At 58.4% G+C, this 24,540-nt stretch carries 19 protein-coding genes; 13 read left to right on the top strand and 6 right to left on the bottom strand.

The features are described from left to right. Position 1 precedes the first annotated feature (1 nt). The 3 genes from leuC (at position 2) to aroD (ending at position 2,885) form a co-directional block, all read left to right on the top strand. Positions 2–1,402, top strand: coding sequence for a 3-isopropylmalate dehydratase large subunit (leuC, locus tag MC50_RS12515; protein ID WP_032689492.1), 1,401 nt, complete (start codon positions 2–4; stop codon positions 1,400–1,402). A gap of 10 nt (positions 1,403–1,412) precedes the next feature. After that, on the top strand, positions 1,413–2,018 hold the full coding sequence (gene leuD, locus MC50_RS12510; protein WP_032689493.1) for a 3-isopropylmalate dehydratase small subunit: 606 nt from the start codon (positions 1,413–1,415) through the stop codon (positions 2,016–2,018). A gap of 111 nt (positions 2,019–2,129) precedes the next feature. After that, a complete protein-coding gene (gene aroD / locus MC50_RS12505) occupies positions 2,130–2,885 on the top strand; it encodes a type I 3-dehydroquinate dehydratase (protein WP_047664038.1) in 756 nt (251 codons plus the stop codon). Between the two features lie 40 nt (positions 2,886–2,925). Here aroD and MC50_RS12500 read toward each other — a convergent pair whose 3' ends face one another. Next, on the bottom strand, positions 2,926–4,110 hold the full coding sequence (locus MC50_RS12500; protein ID WP_032697252.1) for a sugar efflux transporter: 1,185 nt from the start codon (positions 4,108–4,110) through the stop codon (positions 2,926–2,928). A 188-nt stretch (positions 4,111–4,298) separates the two neighbouring features. Continuing rightward, the gene (gene sgrT, locus MC50_RS12495; RefSeq protein ID WP_004857824.1) at positions 4,299–4,451 is read right to left on the bottom strand and encodes a glucose uptake inhibitor SgrT; all 153 of its coding nucleotides are present in this window, start codon (positions 4,449–4,451) and stop codon (positions 4,299–4,301) included. 87 nt (positions 4,452–4,538) lie between these two features. Here sgrT and sgrR point away from each other — a divergent pair, with 87 nt between their 5' ends. The 4 genes from sgrR to thiQ all read left to right on the top strand — a co-directional run bounded on the left by sgrR (position 4,539) and on the right by thiQ (position 9,761). Next, the gene (sgrR, locus tag MC50_RS12490; RefSeq protein ID WP_046853103.1) at positions 4,539–6,194 is read left to right on the top strand and encodes an HTH-type transcriptional regulator SgrR; all 1,656 of its coding nucleotides are present in this window, start codon (positions 4,539–4,541) and stop codon (positions 6,192–6,194) included. Positions 6,195–6,506: 312 nt separating this feature from the next. Further along, positions 6,507–7,490, top strand: coding sequence for a thiamine ABC transporter substrate binding subunit (gene thiB / locus MC50_RS12485; protein WP_047664035.1), 984 nt, complete (start codon positions 6,507–6,509; stop codon positions 7,488–7,490). Then, entirely contained in the window at positions 7,466–9,076 is a 1,611-nt protein-coding gene (gene thiP / locus MC50_RS12480; protein ID WP_032697250.1) for a thiamine/thiamine pyrophosphate ABC transporter permease ThiP, read from the top strand. The genes thiB and thiP overlap by 25 nt, the downstream gene beginning before the upstream one ends. Continuing rightward, positions 9,060–9,761 carry a thiamine ABC transporter ATP-binding protein ThiQ gene (gene thiQ, locus MC50_RS12475; protein WP_047664033.1) on the top strand — a complete coding sequence of 234 codons (702 nt, stop codon included), beginning with the start codon at positions 9,060–9,062 and terminating at the stop codon, positions 9,759–9,761. Before thiP ends, thiQ begins: the two co-directional genes overlap by 17 nt. Here thiQ and MC50_RS12470 read toward each other — a convergent pair. Together MC50_RS12470 and araC are read right to left on the bottom strand one after the other, a co-directional pair. Continuing rightward, the gene (locus MC50_RS12470; RefSeq protein WP_032689573.1) at positions 9,748–10,512 is read right to left on the bottom strand and encodes a DedA family protein; all 765 of its coding nucleotides are present in this window, start codon (positions 10,510–10,512) and stop codon (positions 9,748–9,750) included. The two genes, thiQ and MC50_RS12470, sit on opposite strands and share 14 nt — an antisense overlap. Before the next feature lie 128 nt (positions 10,513–10,640). Then, positions 10,641–11,486 (bottom strand): arabinose operon transcriptional regulator AraC, encoded by an 846-nt coding sequence (gene araC / locus MC50_RS12465; RefSeq protein WP_004857813.1) that lies wholly within the window; start codon positions 11,484–11,486, stop codon positions 10,641–10,643. A 337-nt stretch (positions 11,487–11,823) separates the two neighbouring features. Between araC and araB the strand changes: the two genes are divergently transcribed. From araB to rluA, 6 genes are all read left to right on the top strand, one after another. After that, complete coding sequence (gene araB, locus MC50_RS12460; protein ID WP_047664031.1) at positions 11,824–13,533, top strand: ribulokinase; 1,710 nt, start codon at positions 11,824–11,826, stop codon at positions 13,531–13,533. Between the two features lie 10 nt (positions 13,534–13,543). Further along, a complete protein-coding gene (gene araA, locus MC50_RS12455; RefSeq protein WP_032697249.1) occupies positions 13,544–15,046 on the top strand; it encodes an L-arabinose isomerase in 1,503 nt (500 codons plus the stop codon). 99 nt (positions 15,047–15,145) lie between these two features. Then, complete coding sequence (araD, locus tag MC50_RS12450; protein ID WP_032689502.1) at positions 15,146–15,841, top strand: L-ribulose-5-phosphate 4-epimerase; 696 nt, start codon at positions 15,146–15,148, stop codon at positions 15,839–15,841. A 181-nt stretch (positions 15,842–16,022) separates the two neighbouring features. Beyond that, positions 16,023–18,380 carry a DNA polymerase II gene (gene polB, locus MC50_RS12445; RefSeq protein ID WP_032689503.1) on the top strand — a complete coding sequence of 786 codons (2,358 nt, stop codon included), beginning with the start codon at positions 16,023–16,025 and terminating at the stop codon, positions 18,378–18,380. A gap of 188 nt (positions 18,381–18,568) precedes the next feature. After that, on the top strand, positions 18,569–21,475 hold the full coding sequence (gene rapA, locus MC50_RS12440) for an RNA polymerase-associated protein RapA (RefSeq protein ID WP_047664029.1): 2,907 nt from the start codon (positions 18,569–18,571) through the stop codon (positions 21,473–21,475). A 12-nt stretch (positions 21,476–21,487) separates the two neighbouring features. Beyond that, a complete protein-coding gene (rluA, locus tag MC50_RS12435) occupies positions 21,488–22,147 on the top strand; it encodes a bifunctional tRNA pseudouridine(32) synthase/23S rRNA pseudouridine(746) synthase RluA (RefSeq protein WP_032689506.1) in 660 nt (219 codons plus the stop codon). Between the two features lie 118 nt (positions 22,148–22,265). Here the strand turns inward: rluA and citX are convergent, their stop codons facing one another. Both citX and MC50_RS12420 read right to left on the bottom strand, forming a co-directional pair. Next, a complete protein-coding gene (citX, locus tag MC50_RS12430) occupies positions 22,266–22,796 on the bottom strand; it encodes a citrate lyase holo-[acyl-carrier protein] synthase (RefSeq protein WP_032697244.1) in 531 nt (176 codons plus the stop codon). A gap of 170 nt (positions 22,797–22,966) precedes the next feature. Beyond that, positions 22,967–24,331 (bottom strand): 2-hydroxycarboxylate transporter family protein, encoded by a 1,365-nt coding sequence (locus tag MC50_RS12420; RefSeq protein WP_032689508.1) that lies wholly within the window; start codon positions 24,329–24,331, stop codon positions 22,967–22,969. Between the last annotated feature and the right edge of the window lie 209 nt (positions 24,332–24,540).

Raw genomic sequence — 24,540 nt, 5'->3', positions numbered from 1 at the left:
CATGGCGAAGACCTTATACGAAAAGTTGTTTGATGCGCATGTCGTTTATGAGGCGCAAAACGAAACCCCGCTGCTGTATATCGATCGTCATCTGGTGCATGAAGTGACCTCGCCACAGGCCTTTGACGGCCTGCGCGCGCACAACCGTCAGGTTCGTCAGCCGGGGAAAACCTTCGCTACCATGGACCATAACGTTTCCACTCAGACGAAAGATATCAACGCGTCCGGTGAAATGGCGCGCATTCAGATGCAGGAGCTGATCAAAAACTGCAAAGAGTTCGGCGTTGAGCTGTACGATCTGAACCACCCGTACCAGGGTATCGTCCACGTGATGGGGCCGGAACAGGGCGTCACCCTGCCGGGGATGACCATCGTCTGCGGCGATTCCCACACCGCCACTCACGGCGCGTTTGGCGCGCTGGCTTTCGGTATCGGCACCTCCGAAGTTGAGCACGTCCTGGCGACTCAGACCCTGAAGCAGGGCCGTGCCAAAACCATGAAGATTGAAGTTAATGGCAAAGCGGCGCCGGGCATCACCGCCAAAGATATCGTGCTGGCCATCATTGGCAAAACCGGTAGCGCCGGCGGCACCGGCCACGTGGTGGAGTTCTGCGGTGAAGCCATTCGCGATCTGAGCATGGAAGGTCGTATGACGCTGTGCAATATGGCCATCGAAATGGGTGCGAAAGCCGGTCTGGTCGCGCCGGATGAAACCACGTTTAACTATGTGAAGGGCCGTTTGCATGCGCCAAAAGGCCAGGACTTCGACGCTGCCGTTGAATACTGGAAAACCCTGAAAACCGACGCTGACGCCACCTTTGATACCGTCGTGACCCTGCAGGCTGAAGAGATTGCCCCGCAGGTTACCTGGGGCACCAACCCCGGCCAGGTCATCTCCGTCACCGAGATGATTCCCGACCCGGCCTCTTTCGCCGATCCGGTCGAGCGGGCGAGCGCGGAAAAAGCGCTGGCCTATATGGGCCTGAAGCCGGGTATCCCGTTAACCGACGTAGCGATCGATAAAGTGTTCATCGGCTCCTGTACCAACTCGCGTATTGAAGATTTGCGTGCCGCGGCCGAAGTCGCTAAAGGCCGTAAGGTCGCGCCGGGCGTACAGGCATTAGTGGTTCCGGGTTCTGGCCCGGTGAAAGCTCAGGCGGAAGCCGAAGGCCTGGATAAGATCTTTATCGAAGCCGGTTTTGAATGGCGCCTGCCGGGCTGCTCCATGTGCCTGGCCATGAACAACGATCGCCTGAATCCCGGCGAGCGCTGCGCATCAACCAGCAACCGTAACTTTGAAGGCCGTCAGGGCCGCGGCGGACGTACCCACTTAGTCAGCCCGGCTATGGCCGCAGCGGCAGCCGTGACCGGCCATTTCGCCGATATCCGCGACATCAAATAAGGAGACCATCATGGCAGAGAAATTCACCCAACATACGGGCCTGGTGGTTCCGCTGGATGCCGCAAACGTCGATACCGATGCGATCATTCCTAAGCAGTTCCTGCAGAAAGTGACGCGCACCGGTTTTGGCGCGCATCTGTTCAACGACTGGCGTTTTCTTGACGATCGGGGACAACAGCCCAACCCGGAATTCGTCCTGAACTTCCCGGAGTATAAAGGCGCATCGATCCTGCTGGCGCGGGAAAACTTCGGCTGCGGCTCCTCCCGTGAGCATGCGCCGTGGGCATTAACCGATTACGGTTTTAAAGTGGTTATCGCCCCCAGCTTCGCCGATATCTTTTACGGTAACAGCTTTAACAACCAGCTGCTGCCGGTGACGCTGAGCGATGAACAGGTCGACGAGATGTTCAAGCTGGTCCAGGCGAACCCCGGTATGACGTTCGAAGTGGATCTGGAATCCGAATTGGTGAAAGCGGGTGACAAAACCTACAGCTTTAAAATTGATGCCTTCCGCCGCCACTGTATGCTCAACGGACTTGATAGCATCGGCCTGACGCTGCAGCACGAAGAGGCGATTTCAGCCTACGAAAACAAACTGCCGGCCTTTATGAACTAACCACGCCGTTGATACCCGAGCCCGGTCCTGTGACCGGGCATTTTTTTAGCTTTTTTCGCGCGGATGATGACCCGAAATACGCCCGCCCGGCCCTGACCGATGGACCCTCACATGACGACAGCTGTCACCATTAAAAATATCACCTTTCAGGAAGGCGCTACGTTAATCTGCGTGCCGCTCATCGGCCAGACGCTCGATGAGCTGAAAGCCCATGCCCTTACGCTGGCGGAGGCCGGGGCCGATCTTATCGAATGGCGCGTCGACCACTTTATCCGCGTCCATGACCAGCAGCAGGTCCTGCTGGCGCTGACGGAGATTCGCCGGCTGCTCGCCGATATACCGCTGCTGTTCACGTTCCGTAGCCACAAAGAGGGGGGTGCAACGGAGCTCGGCGATGACGCGTACTTCGCCCTCAATCGCCTGGCCGTCGCCAGCGGGCTGGTGGACATCATTGATATTGAGCTCTTCAATGATGAAGCGCCGATCCGGGCGTTGATCGCCGAAGCTCATACCGCCGGGGTGAAAGTGATTATGAGCAATCATGATTTCCAAAAAACACCGCCGCAGGAAGAGATCATCGCCCGGCTACGCCGCATGCAGGAGCTGGGCGCCGATCTGCCGAAAATAGCGGTCATGCCTCAGTCGCCACAAGACGTGCTGACATTACTGTCCGCCACGCTGGTCATGAAAGAGCAGTACGCCACTCGCCCGTTAATCACGATGTCGATGGGCAAACTGGGCGGCGTCAGCCGGGTCACCGGGCGCCTGTTCGGCTCAGCGATGACGTTTGGCAGCGTGGGCCAGGCGTCGGCGCCCGGACAAATTGCCGTGCGTCAGCTGCGGGAAATGATGAATATTCTGTCCTGAAAGCACGCCGCATCACAGCAGTCTGCGGTGCGGCGTCTGGCTAAATATCTTTGACTTTGCTGGTCAAAAACAGCGTCAGCAGCGAGATGGCGGCAATGACCCAGTACACGCTGGCGTGGCCGTAGTTTTGCGACAACGCTCCCTGCAGCACGCCGGCGAGAATCACCCCGGTGGAAATACTGTTGGTAAACAGCGTCGTGGCCGCCCCGGCCCGCCCCGGCATCAGATCCTGGAACCACAGCATGCCAATCCCGGCGACAATACCGATAAAAATGGCGTTAAACAGCTGCAGCGCCAGCAGCGCGCTACGATCGTGAAACACGATCAGACCAAGATAAAACAGCACGCCGGCAGCCACCGCAGCGACCATCATTTTACGTTTACCCCAGCGCTTGACGTAATACCCCGCCAGGATCATCGCCGGGATCTCCAGCCCGGCCGCCGTCCCCATCAGGATCCCGGCCAGACTATCCGGCAAGCCAAGATCGCTACTGATCCACAACGGCATATCGATGATATACATGGTGTTGCAGGTCCACATCAGCGTCGACGCGATAAACAGCATACGCACGTTTTTATCTTGCCAGCCGCCGGCCTGCACTACGACGCCCGCCGCTTCCGTGGGCTGTTCCACCCGGGCAACCGACGGCAGCTTAACGGCAATTAACGCCAGGCTAATCACGAAAATACCGGCCGCAATCGCGAACATGGTGGTAAAGCCATAGTTCAGCGCCAGCATGAAGGCCAGCGGCGGCCCGATCACCCACGCCAGCGACAGCTGGGCACGCATGACCGAGCTGAACATCACCACTTCCCGCGCCGAACTATCGGCATATTCCCGCGCCAGGGCGAACAATTGAGGCATCGCGGCATTGGCAATCGACGCCAGCATCACCCCGCAGGTGATCAATGTTAAGTAGTGACGGTTAAACGCAAACAGCAGCGCGTTGCCCACCGCCATCAGACAGCAGAACATGATCAACCGCCGACGATCCCCCCGGCTATCGGAACGTTTCGCCAGCGCCAGACTCACCAGAATACCGGCGATCGCGTTCACGGTATAAAACAGGCCGACCCAGAAAGGCTGTGCGCCCACCTCGCGGCTGAGGAACAAGCTGAGGGTTGGCGCCTGCAGCGCGCCCGCAATACCCATCATAAAAGCGACCAGCATAAACGCCGCGTATACACCGTTAAGCCGCCGTCCCATCGTCATCAACCAGAGCATGTCATGTCCTTAAAGCACGCGAAGAAAACGAAAAAAGCCAGCAGAAGTCATCTGCTGGCGGGTGATTTTATACTCTATCTATTTCAAGTGACAGGCTGGCGACCGAAACGTTATGGCTCAGTCAACTGGCCTGGGTCTGAAAGAGGATAAGTACACACCAATACTCAGTCACACATGATGTAGGCAAGTCAATGATCAGAGGTCTGTGACGTAACTCCCCACTGCATCAGCTCGCCAAGAATCTTCTGCTGTCTCCCTGCCATCAGGCGGGCCAGCCATGACGCGTCCTGCGTCGCAGAAAAGTAGCGTTGGTAGAACTGTTTCGCGGTAGACCTCATCATATTCACCTCCTCGCTTCATCGGAATGCATTATTGGCCTAATATAGGGATTAATAAATTGCTGAGTTTTCATCAGGAGTTCCCCTTTTATGTCTTCTGCTCGTCTGCAACAACAGTTCATCCGCTTATGGCAGTGCTGCGAAGGTAAATCGCAGGAGACAACCCTTAACGAACTGGCGGAGATGCTCTGCTGCTCGCGCCGCCATATGCGTACGCTGTTGAATATGATGGAAGAACGCGGCTGGTTAACCTGGGAAGCGGAAGCCGGGCGCGGCAAGCGTTCAAAGCTGGCTTTCCTGTATACCGGCCTGGCGCTGCAGCAGCAGCGGGCCGAGGATCTGCTGGAACAGGATCGTATCGATCAGCTGGTCCAGCTGGTGGGCGATAAGGCCGCGGTTCGTCAGATGCTGGTCTCGCATCTGGGCCGCAGCTTCCGACAGGGGCGGCATATTCTGCGCGTTCTCTACTACCGGCCGATGAAAAACCTGCTCCCCGGCAGCGCGCTGCGCCGCTCGGAAAACCATATCGCCAGGCAGATCTTTAGCGCCCTGACGCGGGTAAATGAGGAAAACGGGGAACTGGAAGCCGATATTGCGCACCACTGGCAGCAGCTTACGCCCACCCACTGGCGTTTTTTTCTCCGCCCCGGCATTCATTTTCACCACGGGAGAGAGCTGGAGATGGAGGATGTCATTGCTTCGTTGCAGCGCAGCAACAATCTGCCGCTCTACTCACATATTGAACGTATTGCCTCCCCCACCGCCTGGACGCTGGATATACATCTGACGCAACCCGATCGCTGGCTACCGTGGCTGCTCGGCCAGGTGTCGGCCGTCGTCTTGCCGCGTGAATGGCAGTCGATGGAGAATTTCTCGGCAATGCCGGTAGGTACCGGGCCTTATGCGGTGGTGCGCAACAATCAAAACCAGCTGAAGATCCATGCTTTTGACGATTATTTCGGTTACCGGGCGTTAATTGATGAAGTTAACGTCTGGGTCCTGCCAGAGATTAGCGAAGAGCCCAACGGCGGCCTGACGCTACAGGGGACCACGCAAAGTGAGAAAGCGGTTGAGAGCCGGCTGGAGGAAGGGTGCTACTATTTGCTGTTTGATGCCCGCACTCCCCTCGGCAGCAATCTCGCGGTTCGCCAGTGGCTCAGCTATCTGCTACAGCCCGCCAATCTGCTGTATCACGCCGGTGAACAGTACCAGGGCAACTGGTTCCCGGCCTATGGTCTGCTGCCCCGCTGGCACCACGCTCGCAGTCATGCCTGTGAAAAACCGCCGGGGCTGGAGTCTGTCACCCTCACCTACTATCGGGATCACGTCGAACACCGCGTGATGGGCGGGATCATGGCAACACTGCTGGCGGAGCATCAGGTCACGCTGGAGATTCAGGAGCTGGAATACGAAGAGTGGCACCGTGGCGAGGTGGTCAGCGATATCTGGTTAAACAGCGCCAACTTTACCCTACCGATTGATTTTTCTCTGTTTGCCTTACTGTATGAGGTCCCGCTGATACGACATTGTATTCCTGTCGACTGGGAGCAGGATGCCCGTCGCTGGCACGCGGGCGAGCTCAACCCGGCGACCTGGAGCCAGCAGCTGCTGGCCAATCAAACCATCGTGCCGCTGATCCACCACTGGCTGATGATCCAGGGGCAGCGCAGTATGCGTGGCGTAAGAATGAATACGCTCGGCTGGTTTGATTTCAAATCCGCATGGTTTGCGCCGCCGGATCCCTGATAGCCCTCCCGGCAGGCGCTGAAGCGCTTTCCGTCAGTTCACAAAATCATTACACTATCGCCGTTCTCAACGGGGTGCTGATATACGTACATAATCTCATTCGGGTTGCATCAAGACGGCAAGCAAGTGAATCTCCAGCAGCATAGAAAACTATGTGACTGGGGTGAACACGCGATGCTAACGCAGAGGCAGCGCGAAGAATGAAGTGTATAGGCTGAGAAAATACCCGTCGAACCTGATCCGGATAACGCCGGCGAAGGGATTTGAGGCCTACTCAAAATCCTTTGCCCCCCCTTGTTTATGAGGTGCAAAGTGTTGAAAAAATTACTCCCGCTGCTGGCGCTGGTCGCCGTTCCCGCGTTTGCTAAACCTGTACTCACCGTCTACACCTATGACTCCTTTTCGGCAGACTGGGGCCCTGGACCGGTAGTGAAAAAAGCCTTTGAAGCCGACTGCAACTGTGAACTGAAGTTCGTGGCGCTGGAAGATGGCGTTTCGTTGCTTAATCGTCTGCGGATGGAAGGTAAGAATAGCAAAGCCGATGTGGTACTCGGCCTGGATAACAACCTGCTGGAAGCGGCTACGCAGAGCAAATTGTTCGCCAAAAGCCAGGTACCGGCCAGCGCGGTCACGGTCCCGGGCGGCTGGGATAACGACACTTTTGTGCCGTTTGATTACGGCTATTTCGCCTTTGTCTACGACAAAAACAAGCTGAAAAACCCGCCGAAAAGCCTGAAAGAGCTGGTGGAAAGCGATCAAAAATGGCGCGTGATCTACGAAGATCCCCGCACCAGCACCCCGGGTCTGGGGCTGCTGCTGTGGATGCAAAAAGTGTATGGCGAGCAGTCGCCGGAAGCCTGGCAAAAACTGGCGGCGAAAACCGTCACCGTCACCAAAGGCTGGAGCGAGGCCTACGGTCTGTTCCTTAAAGGGGAAAGCGACCTGGTTCTTAGCTACACCACATCGCCGGCCTACCACATCATTGAAGAGAAAAAAGACCAGTACGCGGCCGCCAGTTTCGCCGAAGGCCACTATCTGCAGGTTGAAGTCGCCGCGCGCACCGCCGCCAGCAAACAACCGGAGCTGGCGGAGAAATTCCTCAAGTTTATGGTGTCTCCGGCGTTCCAGAATGCCATCCCGACCGGCAACTGGATGTATCCGGTCACCCAGGTTGCGCTACCCGCGGGCTTTGAGACCTTACCGAAACCGCAAACCACGCTGGAATATACCCCGCAGCAGGTCGCCGCAGAACGTCAAAACTGGATTAATGCATGGCAACGCGCCGTCAGCCGCTAAATATCGGCTGGCTGGCGCCGGGTCTGACGGCCGCTGCGCTGCTGGTCGCCGTCGCACTGGCCGCATTCCTCGCGCTCTGGGGCAGTGCGCCGGAGGCGTCGTGGCGTTCGATTTTCAGCGACAGCTATCTGTGGCACGTTATCCGTTTCTCTTTCTGGCAGGCGTTTCTCTCCGCGCTCTTCTCCGTCGTACCGGCGATTTTTCTCGCCCGCGCTCTCTATCGTCGTCGCTTCCCGGGGCGTACGCTGCTGCTGCGCCTGTGCGCCATGACGCTGATTCTGCCGGTACTGGTGGCCGTCTTTGGTATTCTCAGCGTCTATGGCCGTCAGGGCTGGCTGGCGACACTGTTTAACGCCGTCGGCTGGCAGTGGGATTTCTCGCCGTATGGACTGCAAGGCATCCTGCTGGCGCACGTTTTTTTCAATATGCCGATGGCAACCCGGCTGCTGCTGCAGGCGCTGGAGAATATCCCCGGAGAGCAGCGCCAGATCGCCGCCCAGCTGGGCATGCGCGGCTACCACTTTTTCCGTCTGGTGGAGTGGCCCTGGCTACGGCGGCAAATTCCCCCGGTCGCGGCACTGATCTTTATGCTCTGCTTCGCCAGCTTTGCCACCGTGCTGTCGCTCGGCGGCGGCCCACGGGCCACAACGATTGAGCTGGCAATCTACCAGGCGCTGAACTTTGATTATGACCCGGCCCGTGCGGCGATGCTGGCGCTGATCCAGATGGTCTGCTGTCTTGGGCTGGTGCTTCTCGCCCAGCGCCTGAGCAAGGCCGTTGCTATCGGCACCACGCAAGTTCACGGCTGGCGCGATCCGGACGATCGCCTGCACAGTCGCCTGAGCGATACCGCGCTGATCGTTCTCACGCTACTGTTACTGCTGCCCCCGCTGCTGGCGGTCGTGGTCGACGGTCTGAATAACAACCTGCTCAGCGTCCTGGCGCAGCCCGCGTTGTGGCAGGCATTCTGCACTTCGTTACGCATCGCGGTTTCCGCCGGTCTGCTCAGCGTCATGTTAACGATGATGCTGCTGTGGAGCAGCCGTGAATTGCGTCTTCGTAAGCGACCGCTGGCGGGCCAGACGCTGGAACTCAGCGGTATGCTGATCCTTGCAATGCCGGGAATCGTGCTGGCGACCGGCTTCTTTTTATTGCTCAATAACAGTATTGGACTGCCGGCTTCCGCCGACGGGATTGTGATCTTCACCAATGCGCTGATGGCTATCCCCTATGCCCTGAAGGTGCTGGAAAACCCGATGCGCGATATTGCCGTCCGCTACGGTATGCTCTGTCACTCTCTGGGCATGAGCGGTTTTACCCGCTTGAGGGTTATCGAGCTGCGCGCATTAAAGCGTCCGCTGGCCCAGGCGCTGGCGTTTGCCTGCGTCCTGTCCATCGGCGATTTCGGCGCCGTGGCGCTGTTCGGTAACGAACAATTCCGTACGCTGCCGTTCTATCTGTACCAGCAAATTGGCTCTTATCGTAGCCAGGATGGCGCCGTCACTGCCCTGCTGCTGCTACTGCTGTGCTTTTTACTCTTTACCGTGATTGAGAGACTTCCGGGACGTGATGTTAAAACTGAATGATGTGACCTGGCTTTACCAGCATCTGCCGATGCGCTTCACGCTCTCCGTCCAGCAGGGTGAACGCCTCGCCGTGCTCGGCCCCAGCGGCGCGGGCAAAAGCACGCTGCTCAATCTGATCGCCGGCTTTCTCCCCCCGGTGAGCGGCACGATTCTGATTAACGACCAGCCTCATACCACTACGCCGCCGGCCCGGCGTCCGGTATCGATGCTGTTTCAGGAAAACAATCTCTTTCATCATCTTACCGTCCGCCAGAATATCGCTCTCGGGATGCATCCGGGGCTGAAGCTTAACCCGGCGCAGACCGCCAGCCTGCAGACGATAGCCGGACAAATGAGCATCGATTCACTGCTGGACAGATTACCGGGCGAGCTCTCCGGCGGACAGCGCCAACGCGTGGCGCTGGCGCGCTGTCTGGTCCGGGAACAGCCGGTCCTGCTGCTGGACGAGCCTTTTTCTGCACTCGACCCCGCACTGCGCCAGGAGATGCTGACGCTGGTGAGCGATGTCTGTCAGCGTCAGCATCTGACGCTGCTGATGGTGTCACATAGCGTGGAAGATGCCGCCCGCATCGCGCCGCGCTCGCTGGTGGTGGCCGACGGGCGGATAGCCTGGGACGGCGCGACCGAAACGTTGCTCAGCGGCAACAGCAGCGCCTCTCACCTGTTAGGTATTAGCGCGCGATAACCTTGTGCAGAATATCGAGATAGACAGGCATCAGAGGATGGCGAATCACCAGGGTTAGCGCTGCGCCGGCGAGAACCACCGTCACCGGCGTCAGCCACAGCAGACGCGAGCGAGGTAAGAGCCGCGTCAGGCGATCGCGCATTTTCGCGCTGCGCCACAAGCGCCAGCACAGCCAGCCCGCCAGCCAAACCAGCAGCGCGGCAGCCAACAGCAGCCACTTGAAGCTGCCGCTGTGCTCATTGGTGGGAATATCAATCGCCGCGCCGGCCAGAATACCCGGCAAGAAGTACAGCGGCGGCCACAGCAGGCAACCAATAATATTGGGCAGAATAAACTTCGCCAGCGGGAGATCGAGCATGCCGGCGACCATCGGCACCAGCGGCCGCGTCGGGCCAACAAAGCGGCCGATAAGAATCGTGATCATGCTGTGCTGATGCAACGCATGTTCCGTTTTATCCAACAGCGCCTTGTTTTTCTTCATAAAAGACCAGCGATGGAGCGGTTTTTTAAACCGCCAGCCGAGCCAGAAAGAGATCCAGTCGCCGAGTAAACACCCGATAATCCCCGCCAGCCACGCCTGCCAGAAATTGACGTCTCCGCTGCCAATCAGCGCCCCCAGCCCGGCCATCATCACCGTTCCCGGTAATATCAGCCCCACCAGCGCCAGTGATTCAAGGAAGGCGACCAGCATCACGGCTATCAGGGAATAGACCGTAGACTGGGTGATAAAATGTTCCAGCAATGCTTGCATAATGTGCCCGGTATCAAAACGAAGCACGGATTCTCCGGAGCCGTCGCGCCTTCGTCAAGTCATCAATTGTCTGGATAGTTTACTGGTTGTGACAATTATCCGGCGCAACATTTCATTTTCTTTACGTTTTATTCACACCCGGCACGGAATTCACTGGGGCTGGCCCCGGTGCATTTCTTAAACACCCGCGAAAAGTAGAGCTGGTCTTCAAACCCGACGTTGCGCCCTACCGTGGCGATGGGCATACGCGTGGTGCTGAGCAGCAGCTTCGCCTGGCTGATGCGCTGATCTTCCCGCCACCCCAGCACGCTGATCCCCAGCTGCTGGCGGAACAGATGAGACAGGCGCGAAGGCGACAGGCAGACATGCTGGGCGACGCTGGCGATATCGAAATGGCTATCCGCGAGGTGATCGCTGATGTACTGGCAGGCATCGCGCACGCGATTGTCCAGCGGCGGATGCAGAGACTCATTAATCGCCTCCATGCGCCGTAACAGCAGCTGCTCGAGCAAATTGATCGCCAGCAGCTCTGAATAGCGTCCGGCCCCCTGACCCGCCTCAACGATCTGGCCAAACAGCTCGCAAAAACGCGCCTGCCACTGCTCATCAGGACGGAAAAAGCCGGTCTGGGCGAATATCGTCGGCCAGTTCAGCCATTCATGCCAGTAGGCGCGCGGCCGGAAGTAGACCCACTGGTGATACCATTCACGGGCATCTGGATGGCGGCCATAGTGATGAATTTCTCCCGGCGGAAAAAGCAAAATATCCCCCGGCCGGCAGATAAACTGCTCATCGTGATTGTTAATCACCCCTTCACCGCGCACCGTCAGGTTCAGAATATATCCCTTCATCCCGAGCGGACGGTCAATAAAGAAATCCAGATAGCCATCGGCATCAATCGGCGTCAGCCCCGTCACCAGATGGGCATTAAACGAGTAGCCCGGCAGCAGCGGATCGTTTTGTGTTTCAGCCATAGGCTCAGCTCTCCTGGATATATTATGGAAACCAATTGTCCATATTCAACATTGTACTGCTAACGCGGGTTGCCGTACTGGGACGGCGGTTGAAATTTCGATCAAAACCCGCCTCGTCACAGCAAAAATCGATGATAGCGCACAATGAAAGCACTTTTATCGCATAACAGAAGTGTCTATAAATACGGCAGAAAAGTCCACATTGAATATTTGCACGGCGTCACACTTTGCGATGCAATAGCAAAATAGTCCATAAGATTAGCGAATACGGCCTGACGGTTTTTGGCGTGAATATCTACTGTTTCACCATGAATGGTTTTCTGCATGGAGTAACAGCATGGCAATTGCGATTGGCCTCGATTTTGGTAGTGATTCCGTACGCGCACTGGCAGTGGAATGCGCCACCGGCGAGGAGCTGGCCACCAGCGTAGAGTGGTATCCGCGCTGGCAGGAGGGGCTGTTTTGCGATGGCCCGAATAACCGGTTTCGCCACCATCCGCGCGACTACATTGAATCGATGGAAGCCGCGCTGAAAAGTGTGTTGGCATTGTTAAGCGCCGAACAGCGTGCCGGGGTCGTGGGTATCGGCGTCGATAGCACCGGCTCAACGCCGGCGCCGATCGATGCCGACGGCAACGTGCTGGCGCTGCGCGAAGAGTTTGCCGATAACCCCAACGCCATGTTCGTGCTGTGGAAGGACCACACGGCGGTCGAAGAGGCGGAAGCCATTACTCGCCTGTGCCATCAGCCGGGTAAAGAGGACTACTCCCGCTACATTGGCGGCATCTACTCCAGCGAGTGGTTCTGGGCCAAAATACTCCACGTCACCCGTCAGGACAGCGCCGTCGCCGAGGCAGCCGCTTCGTGGATTGAGCTGTGCGACTGGATTCCCGCCCTGCTTTCCGGCACCACCCGCCCGCAGGGTATTCGTCGCGGCCGCTGCAGCGCCGGCCACAAATCACTGTGGCACGAAAGCTGGGGCGGACTGCCGCCGGCCAGCTTCTTCGATGAACTCGATCCGATTATCAACCGGCACCTGAGCTGGCCGCTGTTTAGCGACACCTGGACCGCCGATGTACCGGTCGGCACCCTCTGCGCCGAATGGGCGCAGCGCCTGGGCCTGCCGGAAACCGTCATTCTGTCCGGCGGCGCCTTCGACTGCCATATGGGCGCAGTCGGCGCCGGCGCGCAGCCTAACGCCCTGGTCAAAGTCATCGGCACCTCCACCTGCGACATTCTGATCGCCGATAAACAGAGCGTGGGCAATCGCACGGTCAAGGGGATCTGCGGCCAGGTCGATGGCAGCGTCGTCCCTGACTTTATTGGTATGGAGGCCGGACAATCCGCCTTTGGCGATATCTACGCCTGGTTTGGCCGTATTCTCGGCTGGCCGCTGGAACAGCTGGCACAGCAGCATCCGGAGCTGAAAACACAGATTGCTGCCCAGCAAAAACAGCTGCTGCCATCGCTGACCGAGGCCTGGGCCAAAAACCCGTCGCTGGAACATCTGCCGGTGGTTCTGGACTGGTTTAACGGCCGTCGCACCCCCAATGCCAACCAGCGCCTGAAAGGGGTCATTACCGATCTGAATCTCGCCACCGATGCGCCGGCGCTCTTTGGCGGTCTGGTGGCGGCCACCGCCTTCGGCGCACGCGCCATTATGGAGTGCTTCACCGAACAGGGTATCCCGGTTAACAACGTGATGGCGCTGGGCGGTATTGCGCGGAAAAACCCGGTCATTATGCAGGCCTGCTGTGACGTGCTGAACCGGCCGCTGCAAATCGTCGCCTCCGATCAGTGCTGCGCGCTCGGCGCGGCTATCTTCGCTGCCGTCGCCGCAGGCGTACACCAGGATATCCCGACCGCCCAGCACAGCATGGCAAGCGAGGTCGAAAGCACCCTGCAGCCGCGTCCTGCCCAGGCTCAACGCTTTGAACAACTTTATCAGCGCTACCAGCAGTGGTCGGTCAGCGCCGAGCAACAGTATCTCCCTTCGGCTGCGAAGGCGGACAAAGCCCCGCTTTCTCAGGCAGCTCTCACCCATTAAGGACACCAAAATGACGATTTTTGATAACTACGAAGTATGGTTCGTGATTGGCAGCCAGCATTTGTATGGCCCGGAAACGCTGCGTCAGGTCACGAAGCATGCCGAGCATGTGGTGAACAGCCTGAATGCGGAAGCAAAGCTGCCGTGCAAGCTGGTGTTAAAGCCGCTGGGCACCACGCCGGATGAGATTACCCATATCTGCCGCGACGCTAACTATGATGATAAATGTGCCGGCATGATGGTGTGGCTGCATACCTTCTCTCCGGCCAAAATGTGGATTAACGGCCTGACTATCCTCAATAAGCCGCTGCTACAGTTCCACACGCAATACAACGCGTCGCTGCCGTGGGACAGTATCGATATGGACTTTATGAACCTGAACCAGACCGCGCACGGCGGCCGCGAGTTCGGCTTCATCGGCGCGCGCATGCGCCAGCAGCACAGCGTAGTCACCGGCCACTGGCAGGACCAGAGCGCCCATCAGCGCATCGGCTCCTGGATGCGCCAGGCGGTTTCTAAGCAGGATACCCGTCATCTGAAAGTCTGCCGCTTCGGCGACAACATGCGTGAAGTCGCGGTCACCGATGGCGATAAAGTTGCCGCCCAGATCAAATTCGGTTTTTCGGTCAATACCTGGGCGGTGGGCGATCTGGTTCAGGTGGTCAACAGCATCAGCGAGGGGGAGATCAGCGCGCTGGTTGATGAGTATGAAAGCAGCTATCGCCTGACCCCGGCGGCGCAAATCCACGGTGATAAGCGGCAGAATGTGCTCGATGCCGCGCGCATTGAGCTGGGGATGAAACGCTTCCTTGAACAGGGCGGTTTCCATGCTTTCACCACCACCTTTGAAGATTTGCACGGCCTGAAGCAGCTCCCGGGCCTCGCCGTACAGCGTCTGATGCAGCAGGGCTATGGCTTTGCCGGCGAAGGCGACTGGAAAACCGCCGCCCTGCTTCGCATCATGAAGGTGATGTCAACCGGTCTGCAGGGCGGCACCTCCTTTATGGAGGACTACACCTACCACTTCGATAACGGCAACGATCTGGTGCTGGGCTCGCATATGCTGGAAGTGTGCCCGACTATCGCCACGGCAGACAAACCGATCCTCGACGTTCAGCCGCTGGGCATCGGCGGTAAAGCCGATCCGGCGCGCCTGATCTTCAATACGCAGACCGGCCCGGCCCTCGTCGCCAGCCTGATCGATCTTGGCGATCGTTTCCGCCTGCTGGTTAACACCGTGGAAACGGTACCGACGCCGCACGATCTGCCGAAGCTGCCGGTTGCCAACGCGCTGTGGAAAGCCCAGCCGGATCTGCGCACCGCGTCTGAAGCCTGGATCATCGCCGGTGGCGCGCATCACACCGTCTTTAGCCACGCGCTGACGCTCGATGATATGCGCCAGTTTGCCGAGCTACAGGATATCGAACTGGCGGTAATCGATAACGAAACCCGTCTGCCGTCCTTTAAAGACGCGCTGCGCTGGAACGAAGTTTATTACGCTGCAAAACGTTAACCACGGCAGCCAATTGCCCGGCGGCACTTCGTTTGCCGGGCCTACAAACTGCGGTTTGGTAGGCCGGGTCAGGGAAGCGCCATCGGCAAGGAGAACGCAATGCTCGAAGCCTTAAAGCAGCAGGTGCTTGACGCTAACCTGGCCCTGCCGAAACACAATCTCGTCACCCTCACCTGGGGCAACGTTAGCGCCGTCGATCGCGAGCGCGGCGTGCTGGTGATTAAGCCATCGGGCGTCGACTACAGCGCAATGGGCGCCGACGATATGGTGGTGGTGAGTCTCGAAAGCGGCGAGGTGGTCGAAGGGAAAAAGAAACCCTCTTCAGATACACCGACCCATCGCCTGCTCTACCAGGCCTTCCCGTCATTGGGCGGGATTGTCCATACCCATTCGCGCCACGCCACCATCTGGGCGCAGGCCGGGCAAGCGATTCCGGCGACCGGTACCACCCATGCCGATTATTTCTATGGCCCGGTGCCCTGCACCCGCCTGATGACCGATGAGGAAATCAACGGCGAATATGAGTGGGAAACCGGGCGCGTCATCGTCGAAACGTTCCGCGAACAGGGCATTGATCCGGCGCAGATGCCCGGCGTGCTGGTGCATTCGCACGGCCCCTTCGCCTGGGGGAAAAACGCCGAAGATGCGGTACATAACGCTATCGTGCTGGAAGAGATCGCCTATATGGGGATTTTCTGCCGCCAGCTGGCGCCGCAGCTGCCCGCGATGCAGCAAACGCTGCTGGACAAGCACTACCTGCGCAAACACGGGGCCAAAGCCTACTACGGCCAGTAAGCCTCGCCTCGCCGGTCGCGCTGCGCTTACCGGGGTAACCTCATTCTACCCCGTAGCCCGGATAAGGCGTCCCGCGCCGCCATCCGGGATTTCCCCGGTTGCGCCATACCTGTATAAAACCCCAGCATTATCAGTTGAACCAGGCTATAATCAGGCCTGGTTTATTTGATGAGAGCACGGCGTGACCCAGCCACGAGAAGGTTTCTTACTGACCCGTCACTGGCGGGATACCCCGCAGGGCACCGAACTGTCCTTCTGGCTGGCGACAGACGACGGCCCGCTTCAGATCACCCTCCCGCCGCAGGAGTCGGTGGCGTTTATTCCCGAGGCGCAACGCGCCCAGGCAGAACGCCTGCTACAGGGCGAAAACGGCCAACGCCTTGCCCCGCTCAGCTTAAAAGACTTCCACCGTCAGCCGGTTTTTGGCCTCTATTGCCGCGCGCATCGTCAGCTGATGCGTCTGGAAAAGAAGCTGCGTGAAAACGGCATCACCGTCTATGAAGCCGATATCCGCCCGCCGGAACGCTACCTGATGGAGCGCTTTATTACCGCTCCGGTTTGGGTCGAAGGCGACGCGCGCGGGGCGCAGTTGGTCAACGCCCGCATGAAGCCCAACCCGCACTACCGGCCGCCGCTGAAGTGGGTGTCGCTGGATATTGAAACCAGCCGCCACGGCGAGCTGTACTGTATCGGGCTGGAAGGCTGCGGGCAACGGGTGGTCTACATGCTCGGGCCGGAACCGGCGACCTCTCCCGCCGTCGATTTCCAGCTGGAGTACGTCTCCAGCCGCCCGCAGCTGCTGGAAAAACTCAACGCCTGGTTTGCCGAACACGACCCGGATGTCCTGATCGGCTGGAACGTTATCCAGTTCGACCTGCGGGTCCTGCAAAAGCATGCCGAACGCTATCGCATTCCGCTGATGCTCGGCCGTGGGAATACGGAACTGGAGTGGCGCGAACACGGCTTTAAGCAGGGCGTCTTCTTTGCCCAGGCCAACGGCCGGCTGATTATTGACGGTATCGAAGCATTGAAATCGGCCTTCTGGAACTTCTCCTCTTTTTCCCTTGAGGCGGTAGCGCGTGAGCTGCTCGGCGAGGGGAAAGCGATAGATAATCCCTGGGATCGGATGGACGAAATCGACCGCCGCTTCAACGAAGATAAACCGGCGCTGGCGACCTATAATCTGCAGGACTGCGAGCTGGTCACGCGTATCTTCCATAAAACGGAGATCATGCCGTTTCTGCTCGAGCGGGCCACGGTCAACGGCCTGCCCGCCGACCGCCACGGTGGTTCCGTTGCCGCCTTCAGCCATCTCTATTTTCCACGTATGCACCGGTTGGGTTACGTCGCCCCTAACCTGGGCGAAGTGCCGCCGCAGGCCAGTCCCGGCGGTTACGTCATGGACTCGCGCCCCGGTCTCTATGATTCGGTGCTGGTTCTGGATTATAAAAGCCTCTACCCTTCGATTATCCGCACCTTTTTGATCGACCCGGTCGGGCTTATCGAAGGGATGGCGCAGCCGGACAATGCGCACAGCACCGAGGGTTTTCTCGGCGCCCGTTTCTCGCGGCAGAGCCATTGTCTGCCGGGGATTGTCGGGCAAATCTGGCACGGCCGCGATGATGCCAAACGGCACCAGAATAAACCCCTTTCTCAGGCGCTGAAGATCATTATGAACGCCTTCTATGGCGTGCTCGGCACCAGCGCCTGTCGTTTTTTCGATCCCCGTCTGGCCTCTTCTATCACCATGCGCGGGCATGCGATTATGCGCCAGACCAAAGCGCTGATTGAGTCGCAGGGCTATGACGTTATCTACGGCGATACCGACTCCACCTTCGTCTGGCTTAAACGTCCTCATCGCGAAGAAGAGGCGACGCAAATCGGCCGCTCGCTGGTCGCTTTCGTCAACGACTGGTGGGCCGCTGAGCTGAGTAAAGACCAGCTCACCAGCACTCTCGAGCTGGAGTTTGAAACCCACTTCAGCCGCTTTTTAATGCCGACCATTCGCGGCGCCGATACCGGCAGTAAGAAACGCTACGCCGGAATGATTCAGGAGGGAGAGGCGCAGCGAATGGTCTTCAAAGGACTGGAGACGGTGCGCACCGACTGGACGCCGCTGGCCCAGCAGTTCCAGCAGGAGCTGTATCTGCGCATTTTCCGCCACCAGCCCTATCGCGACTATATTCTGGAAACCATTGCTAAGCTGATGAGCGGTGAGCTCGACGATCGTTTGATCTACCGTAAGCGCCTGCGCCGCCCGCTGGCCGAATACCAGCGCAACGTGCCGCCGCATGTCCGTGCCGCACGGCTGGCCGATGAGCAAAACGTCAGGTTGGGCAGGCCGCAGCAGTACCAGCAGCGCGGCAGCATCCAGTATGTCTGGACCACCAGCGGCCCGGAGCCGGTGGATTATCAGCTGTCGCCGCTCGATTATGAGCACTATTTGTCAAAGCAACTTCAGCCGGTCGCGGAAGGAATACTTCCCTTTGTCGACGATGATTTTGCTACAATAGTAACAGGGCAACTGGGGCTATTTTGATTTCCTCGCCATTTCAATTTCCAGCCACCATATCTGCAAATTGAAGGGCGACGAGGACGTGACGAACGCGCTGCCATCCAGTAATATAGCGCCCTTTCCATTCCTGGACCCAATCTTGATCTCTCTCTGGCTTGCCTGGAGAAGATTAACTATTGCCTGCAATTTAAGAACACAAGAGCTGAACATATATGCCTTTTACACTTGGTCAACGCTGGATTAGCGACACAGAGAGCGAACTGGGATTAGGGACGGTAGTTGCGCTGGATGCGCGCATGGTGACCTTGCTTTTCCCCGCCATCGGCGAAAACCGTCTGTACGCGCGCAATGATTCCCCGATCACCCGCGTGATGTTTAACCCGGGTGATACCATCACCAGCCATGAAGGCTGGCAGCTCCAGGTTGACGAAGTTAATGAAGAAAACGGCCTGCTGGCCTACACCGGTACCCGTCTCGATACCGAAGAACCCAACGTCACGCTGCGCGAAGTGCTGCTCGACAGCAAACTGGTGTTCAGCAAACCGCAGGACCGCCTGTTCGCCGGTCAGATCGACAGGATGGACCGTTTTGCGCTGCGCTACCGCGCCCGCAAATACCAGAGCGAGCAGTATCGGATGCCGTGGAGCGGCCTGCGCGGACAGCGCACCAGCCTGATTCCCCACCAGCTGCATATCGCCCATGATGTCGGCCGTCGCCACGCGCCGCGCGTCCTGCTGGCCGATGAAGTCGGTCTGGGTAAAACCATCGAAGCCGGGATGATTCTGCATCAGCAGCTGCTTGCCGGCGCCGCCGAACGCGTGCTGATCATCGTCCCGGAAACCCTGCAGCATCAGTGGCTGGTCGAGATGCTGCGCCGCTTCAACCTGCGTTTCTCGCTGTTTGACGATGAGCGTTATGCCGAAGCCCAGCACGATGCCTATAACCCGTTCGAGACCGAACAGCTGGTGATCTGCTCGCTGGATTTCGTGCGCCGCAGCAAGCAGCGTCTTGAGCACCTGTGCGATGCCGAATGGGACCTGATGATCGTCGATGAAGCGCACCACCTGGTGTGGAGCGAAGAGGCGCCGAGCCGCGAATATCAGGCAATCGAGCAGCTGGCCGAACGTGTGCCGGGCGTGCTGCTGCTGACCGCTACGCCGGAACAGCTGGGTATGGAAAGCCACTTCGCCCGTCTGCGCCTGCTGGATCCCAACCGCTTCCACGATTTCGAGCAGTTCGTTGAAGAACAACAGAATTACCGCCCGGTGGCCGATGCCGTCGCCCTGCTGCTGGCTGGCAACAAGCTGAGCGATACCGAGCTGAACACCCTCGGCGATCTGATCGGCGAGCAGGATATCGAACCGCTGCTGCAGGCCGCTAACAGCGATCGCGACGACGCCCAGGCCGCTCGCCAGGAGCTGGTCTCGATGCTGATGGATCGCCACGGCACCAGCCGCGTACTGTTCCGTAATACCCGTAACGGCGTCAAAGGCTTCCCGAAACGCGAGCTGCACACTATTCGTCTGCCGCTGCCCACCCAGTATCAGACGGCGATTAAAGTCTCCGGCATTATGGGGGCGCGTAAAACCGCGGAAGAGCGCGCGCGCGACATGCTCTACCCGGAGCAGATTTATCAAGAATTTGAAGGTGATACCGGTACATGGTGGAACTTCGACCCGCGCGTTGAGTGGCTGATGGGCTATCTCACCAGCCACCGCTCGCAGAAAGTGCTGGTGATCTGTGCGAAAGCGGCCACCGCCCTTCAGCTGGAGCAGGTTCTGCGCGAGCGCGAAGGGATCCGCGCAGCGGTCTTCCATGAAGGTATGTCCATCATTGAGCGCGACCGTGCCGCCGCATGGTTCGCCGAAGAAGATACCGGCGCCCAGGTGCTGCTGTGTTCTGAAATTGGCTCCGAAGGCCGTAACTTCCAGTTTGCCAGCAACCTGGTGATGTTCGATCTGCCGTTCAACCCGGATCTGCTGGAGCAGCGTATTGGCCGTCTCGACCGTATCGGTCAGGCGCACGATATTCAGATCCACGTTCCGTATCTGGAAAGAACCGCGCAGTCCGTACTGGTTCGCTGGTACCACGAAGGGCTTGATGCGTTTGAACATACCTGCCCGACCGGTCGCACCGTGTACGACAGCGTGCACAACGAACTGATTAATTATCTTGCCGCACCGGAAACCAGCGAAGGCTTCGATGAGCTGATCAAAGCCTGCCGCCAGCAGCACGATGCGCTGAAAGCGCAGCTGGAACAGGGGCGCGATCGCCTGCTGGAGATTCACTCCAACGGCGGCGAACAGGCGCAGAAGCTGGCCGAAAGCATTGAAGAGCAGGATGACGATACCAACCTGATCGCCTTTGCCATGAACCTGTTTGATATTGTCGGCATCAACCAGGACGATCGCGGCGAAAACCTGATCGTGCTGACGCCATCCGACCATATGCTGGTTCCGGACTTCCCGGGTCTGCCGGAAGACGGCTGCACCATCACCTTTGAACGTGATGTCGCGCTGTCCCGCGAAGATGCGCAGTTCGTCACCTGGGAGCACCCGCTGATTATCAACGGTCTGGACCTGATCCTTTCCGGCGATACCGGCAGCAGCACTATCTCACTGCTGAAGAACAAAGCGCTGCCGGTCGGTACACTGCTGCTGGAGCTGATTTACGTGGTGGAAGCTCAGGCGCCGAAGCAGCTGCAGCTTAACCGCTTCCTGCCGGCGACGCCGGTGCGCATGTTACTGGATAAAAACGGCAATAACCTCGCCGGTCAGGTGGAGTTTGAAAGCTTCAACCGCCAGCTGAGCGCCGTCAACCGCCATACCGGCAGCAAACTGGTCAACGCCGTGCAGCAGGACGTGCATGCGATCCTCCAGCTCGGCGAGGCGCAGGTTGCCAAAGCCGCGCAGGCGCTGATCGACGCGGCCCGCGATGAAGCCAACGACAAGCTGTCGGCGGAACTTTCTCGTCTGGAAGCATTAAAAGCGGTTAACCCAAACATCCGCGACGATGAACTTGCTGCGATTGAGAGCAACCGTCAGCAGGTGATGGACGCGCTGGCGCAGGCGGGCTGGCGTCTCGATGCGCTGCGCTTAATCGTGGTCACCCACCAGTAACGGAACGCGAATATGGCGATGGAAAACTACAATCCGCCACAGGATCCCTGGCTGGTTATCCTCTATCAGGATGAGCACATCATGGTGGTCAACAAGCCGAGCGGCTTGTTGTCCGTCCCGGGGAGACTGGAGGAGCATAAAGACAGCGTGATGACGCGCGTTCAGCGCGACTTCCCGCAGGCCGAGTCGGTGCACCGCCTCGACATGGCCACCAGCGGCGTGATTGTGGTGGCACTGACCAAAGCGGCGGAACGCGAGCTGAAGCGTCAGTTTCGCGAGCGTGAGCCGAAGAAGCAGTACGTCGCCCGCGTGTGGGGACATCCGGAAAAAGCGGAAGGGCTGGTGGATTTACCGCTCATCTGCGACTGGCCGAACCGGCCAAAGCAGAAGGTGTGTTACGAAACCGGCAAAGCGGCACAAACTGAGTATCACGTGCTGGAGTATGCGGACGATAACAGCGCCCGCGTGCGCCTGAAGCCGATTACCGGTCGTTCTCATCAGCTGCGCGTGCATATGCTGGCGCTGGGCCATCCGATTCTTGGCGATCGCTTTTATGCGACGCCAGAGGCGCTGGCGATGGCGCCGCGGCTGCTGCTGCACGCCGAAACGCTGACCATTACCCATCCGGCCTTCGGCAACGCGATGACCTTTCGCGCGCCCGTCGATTTCTGAATGCCGGTATTCCCGGCGCAGCCTAACCCGTAAGCCCTGGAAGCCGCGTGCGACCGGGATATGGCCCCGGATGATGCCTTAGCGGCTTATCCGGGCGACATATTCACGATTTCATCCGTTAATCGCGGGCAAACCACCCATCGATCATCTGCTCAACGCGAGCGACAACCTCTTCGGCATCATGGCGATGCAGGCTCTCACAGGTCTGAGCGGCGTCATCGCACAGCAGGCAACGACGAGTGCCTTCATCCTGTACCTGGCGCCCTTGTTGCGGACAAATCACCTCGATATTCCATAAGCGGCCAAGCGGATGCGTCTGCAGCAGCTCCGTGCATAGCGCATTGACTTCGCTGGCAGGATGCTCAACGCACCACAGCGCCTCCGGCCCGGTTGGCAACCACAGCACCTGACGGTCCAGCGTTTTCCAGCGGCGTTTCCACAGCAGCTGGTCGCAGGCCTGCAGCGCCACGCCCATCATATTGCGATAGCGGATGCTGTCTTTTACCACGCCCGGCGTCACCAGCGTCAGCGCAATAACCGGTTGTTGATAATGGCCGAGCCACTCGGCCTGGCGGGCTGCACGCTGCGCTTTCGTCGCCAGCTCGGTTTCTACGCTGGCGCCCGCACGGGCGGGAGTATCCACAGACATTAATTCCTCTCCTTCACTTGATAAAATGACGGCGGCAAAGCCGCCGTCGCGATAGCGGATTACGCTGCTGATTGTATCGCTAAACGAACAGAATTTAGGACACAGGACAAAGAAATTTTCTTCGTCCTGTGGAGGAAAATTGCAGATTTTCCTGTTAGCGCAGAGCTAAATCATGCAAGGAAATGACTGAGGAACAGCAGACCCAATGAAACATTAATCGCGCCGCCGATACGGGTGGCGATTTGGGCGAACGGCATCAGGCTCATGCGGTTGCCGGAGGTCAGAATTGCCACATCGCCGGTGCCTCCCTGACCACTCTGGCAGCAGGAGACAATCGCCACATCAATCGGGTGCATACCAATCTTTTTACCCACCAGGAACCCGGTCGCCACCAACGCGGAGACGGTACTGACGATCACCAGCAGATTCGTTATCGTAAAGGCGTTCACCAGCTCCTGCCACGGCGTAATGGCGACGCCCACGGCAAACAGAATCGGGTAGGTCACCGCGGTGCGGAAGAATTTGTAGACCATCTGCGACCCTTCCTGCAGGCGCGGCGAGACGCCGTTAACCAGCTTGAGCAGTACCGCCAGAAACAGCATACCCACCGGCGCCGGTAAACCGGTCATTTTCTGTCCCAGCATTCCCAGCATATACAGCAGCACCGCCAGAAGAGCGCCGGATGCCAGCGTCGTCACGTCGGCCTTGCCGCCGGATGTCTCAACGTCGTCTGCACGATGCGTTTCATTGCTGCGGTTCGGCATCAGCTGGCCTTCACCGGTCAGGTGCGGGAAGCGCTTGCCCAGTTGGTTCAGGCAACCGGCAATCACTATTGCCGTCAGGCTGCCCAGCATCACCATCGGTAACACGCGGCCTAATGCCACGCCCTGATCCATATGCATCAGGGCGGCATAGCCGATTGACAATGGAATCGCCCCCTCTCCTACGCCACCGGCCATAATCGGCAGCACGATAAAGAAGAACACCTGAAACGGCTCCATCCCCAGAGCCGTACCGACGCCGATGCCCACCAGCATGCCAACGATTTCACCGCACAGCATCGGGAAGAAGATACGCAGAAAGCCCTGAATCAGGGTCGTGCGGTTCATGCTCATAATGCTGCCGACGATAATGCAGCAGATATAGAGATAAAGAATATTGGTCGATTTGTAGAATTTGGTCGTGGATTCCACCACCACGTCCGGCAGCAGACCGTAATGTACCAGCGCGGAAGGGATGAAGGTGGCGCAGATCGCGGCCGCGCCCAGTTTACCGAGGATCGGCAGACGCTTGCCAAACTCACCGCAGGCAAAACCGAAAAAGGCCAGCGTCGCGACCATGACCACGATATCGCTCGGCAACTTTCCGCCCAGACAGTCGAGGGCGATCAATCCACCGGCCAGCAGGAACAAAGGCAGCGGGATAATCCCGACTTTCATATTATCCATCACGTGCCACCAGCGTTGTTTCAAGGTGGCTTTCGGGGTGTCGATGGGATCGAGGGTCGCAGAGAATGCATTGTCAGTGGTGCTCATAGGTTTGGCCCTTTCGTTATTATTCATTTTTGAGATTAGGGGGCCTGATGCAGACTTAATGTGAGGCGTGACGAATTAGAAATGAAGTTTTAATGGTCATTATGGTTTTTATGGTTTCTATTCCAGGGCGTGATATCTCTCTGATTTATTAGCGTGGTTTTTATGGTTTTTATCGCCAGGCCCGTGCGGAATCGGACAAAGAGCGGATC

It is taken from the genome of Klebsiella planticola (genome assembly GCF_000783935.2).
Lineage (GTDB): Bacteria > Pseudomonadota > Gammaproteobacteria > Enterobacterales > Enterobacteriaceae > Klebsiella > Klebsiella planticola.
This window is presented reverse-complemented; position numbering and strand designations above follow the sequence as displayed.

Excerpts from the sequence above, each read along its gene's own strand:
- thiQ (WP_047664033.1), top strand. The coding sequence starts at position 9,060 with ATGTTAAAACTGAATGATGTGACCTGGCTTTACCAGCATCTGCCGATG.
- araC (WP_004857813.1), bottom strand. The coding sequence starts at position 11,486 with ATGGCTGAAACACAAAACGATCCGCTGCTGCCGGGCTACTCGTTTAAT.
- leuD (WP_032689493.1), top strand. The coding sequence starts at position 1,413 with ATGGCAGAGAAATTCACCCAACATACGGGCCTGGTGGTTCCGCTGGAT.
- araD (WP_032689502.1), top strand. The coding sequence starts at position 15,146 with ATGCTCGAAGCCTTAAAGCAGCAGGTGCTTGACGCTAACCTGGCCCTG.
- MC50_RS12500 (WP_032697252.1), bottom strand. The coding sequence starts at position 4,110 with ATGCTCTGGTTGATGACGATGGGACGGCGGCTTAACGGTGTATACGCG.
- citX (WP_032697244.1), bottom strand. The coding sequence starts at position 22,796 with ATGTCTGTGGATACTCCCGCCCGTGCGGGCGCCAGCGTAGAAACCGAG.
- araA (WP_032697249.1), top strand. The coding sequence starts at position 13,544 with ATGACGATTTTTGATAACTACGAAGTATGGTTCGTGATTGGCAGCCAG.
- sgrR (WP_046853103.1), top strand. The coding sequence starts at position 4,539 with ATGTCTTCTGCTCGTCTGCAACAACAGTTCATCCGCTTATGGCAGTGC.
- sgrT (WP_004857824.1), bottom strand. The coding sequence starts at position 4,451 with ATGATGAGGTCTACCGCGAAACAGTTCTACCAACGCTACTTTTCTGCG.
- leuC (WP_032689492.1), top strand. The coding sequence starts at position 2 with ATGGCGAAGACCTTATACGAAAAGTTGTTTGATGCGCATGTCGTTTAT.
- thiP (WP_032697250.1), top strand. The coding sequence starts at position 7,466 with ATGGCAACGCGCCGTCAGCCGCTAAATATCGGCTGGCTGGCGCCGGGT.
- rapA (WP_047664029.1), top strand. The coding sequence starts at position 18,569 with ATGCCTTTTACACTTGGTCAACGCTGGATTAGCGACACAGAGAGCGAA.
- MC50_RS12470 (WP_032689573.1), bottom strand. The coding sequence starts at position 10,512 with ATGCAAGCATTGCTGGAACATTTTATCACCCAGTCTACGGTCTATTCC.
- MC50_RS12420 (WP_032689508.1), bottom strand. The coding sequence starts at position 24,331 with ATGAGCACCACTGACAATGCATTCTCTGCGACCCTCGATCCCATCGAC.
- aroD (WP_047664038.1), top strand. The coding sequence starts at position 2,130 with ATGACGACAGCTGTCACCATTAAAAATATCACCTTTCAGGAAGGCGCT.
- rluA (WP_032689506.1), top strand. The coding sequence starts at position 21,488 with ATGGCGATGGAAAACTACAATCCGCCACAGGATCCCTGGCTGGTTATC.
- araB (WP_047664031.1), top strand. The coding sequence starts at position 11,824 with ATGGCAATTGCGATTGGCCTCGATTTTGGTAGTGATTCCGTACGCGCA.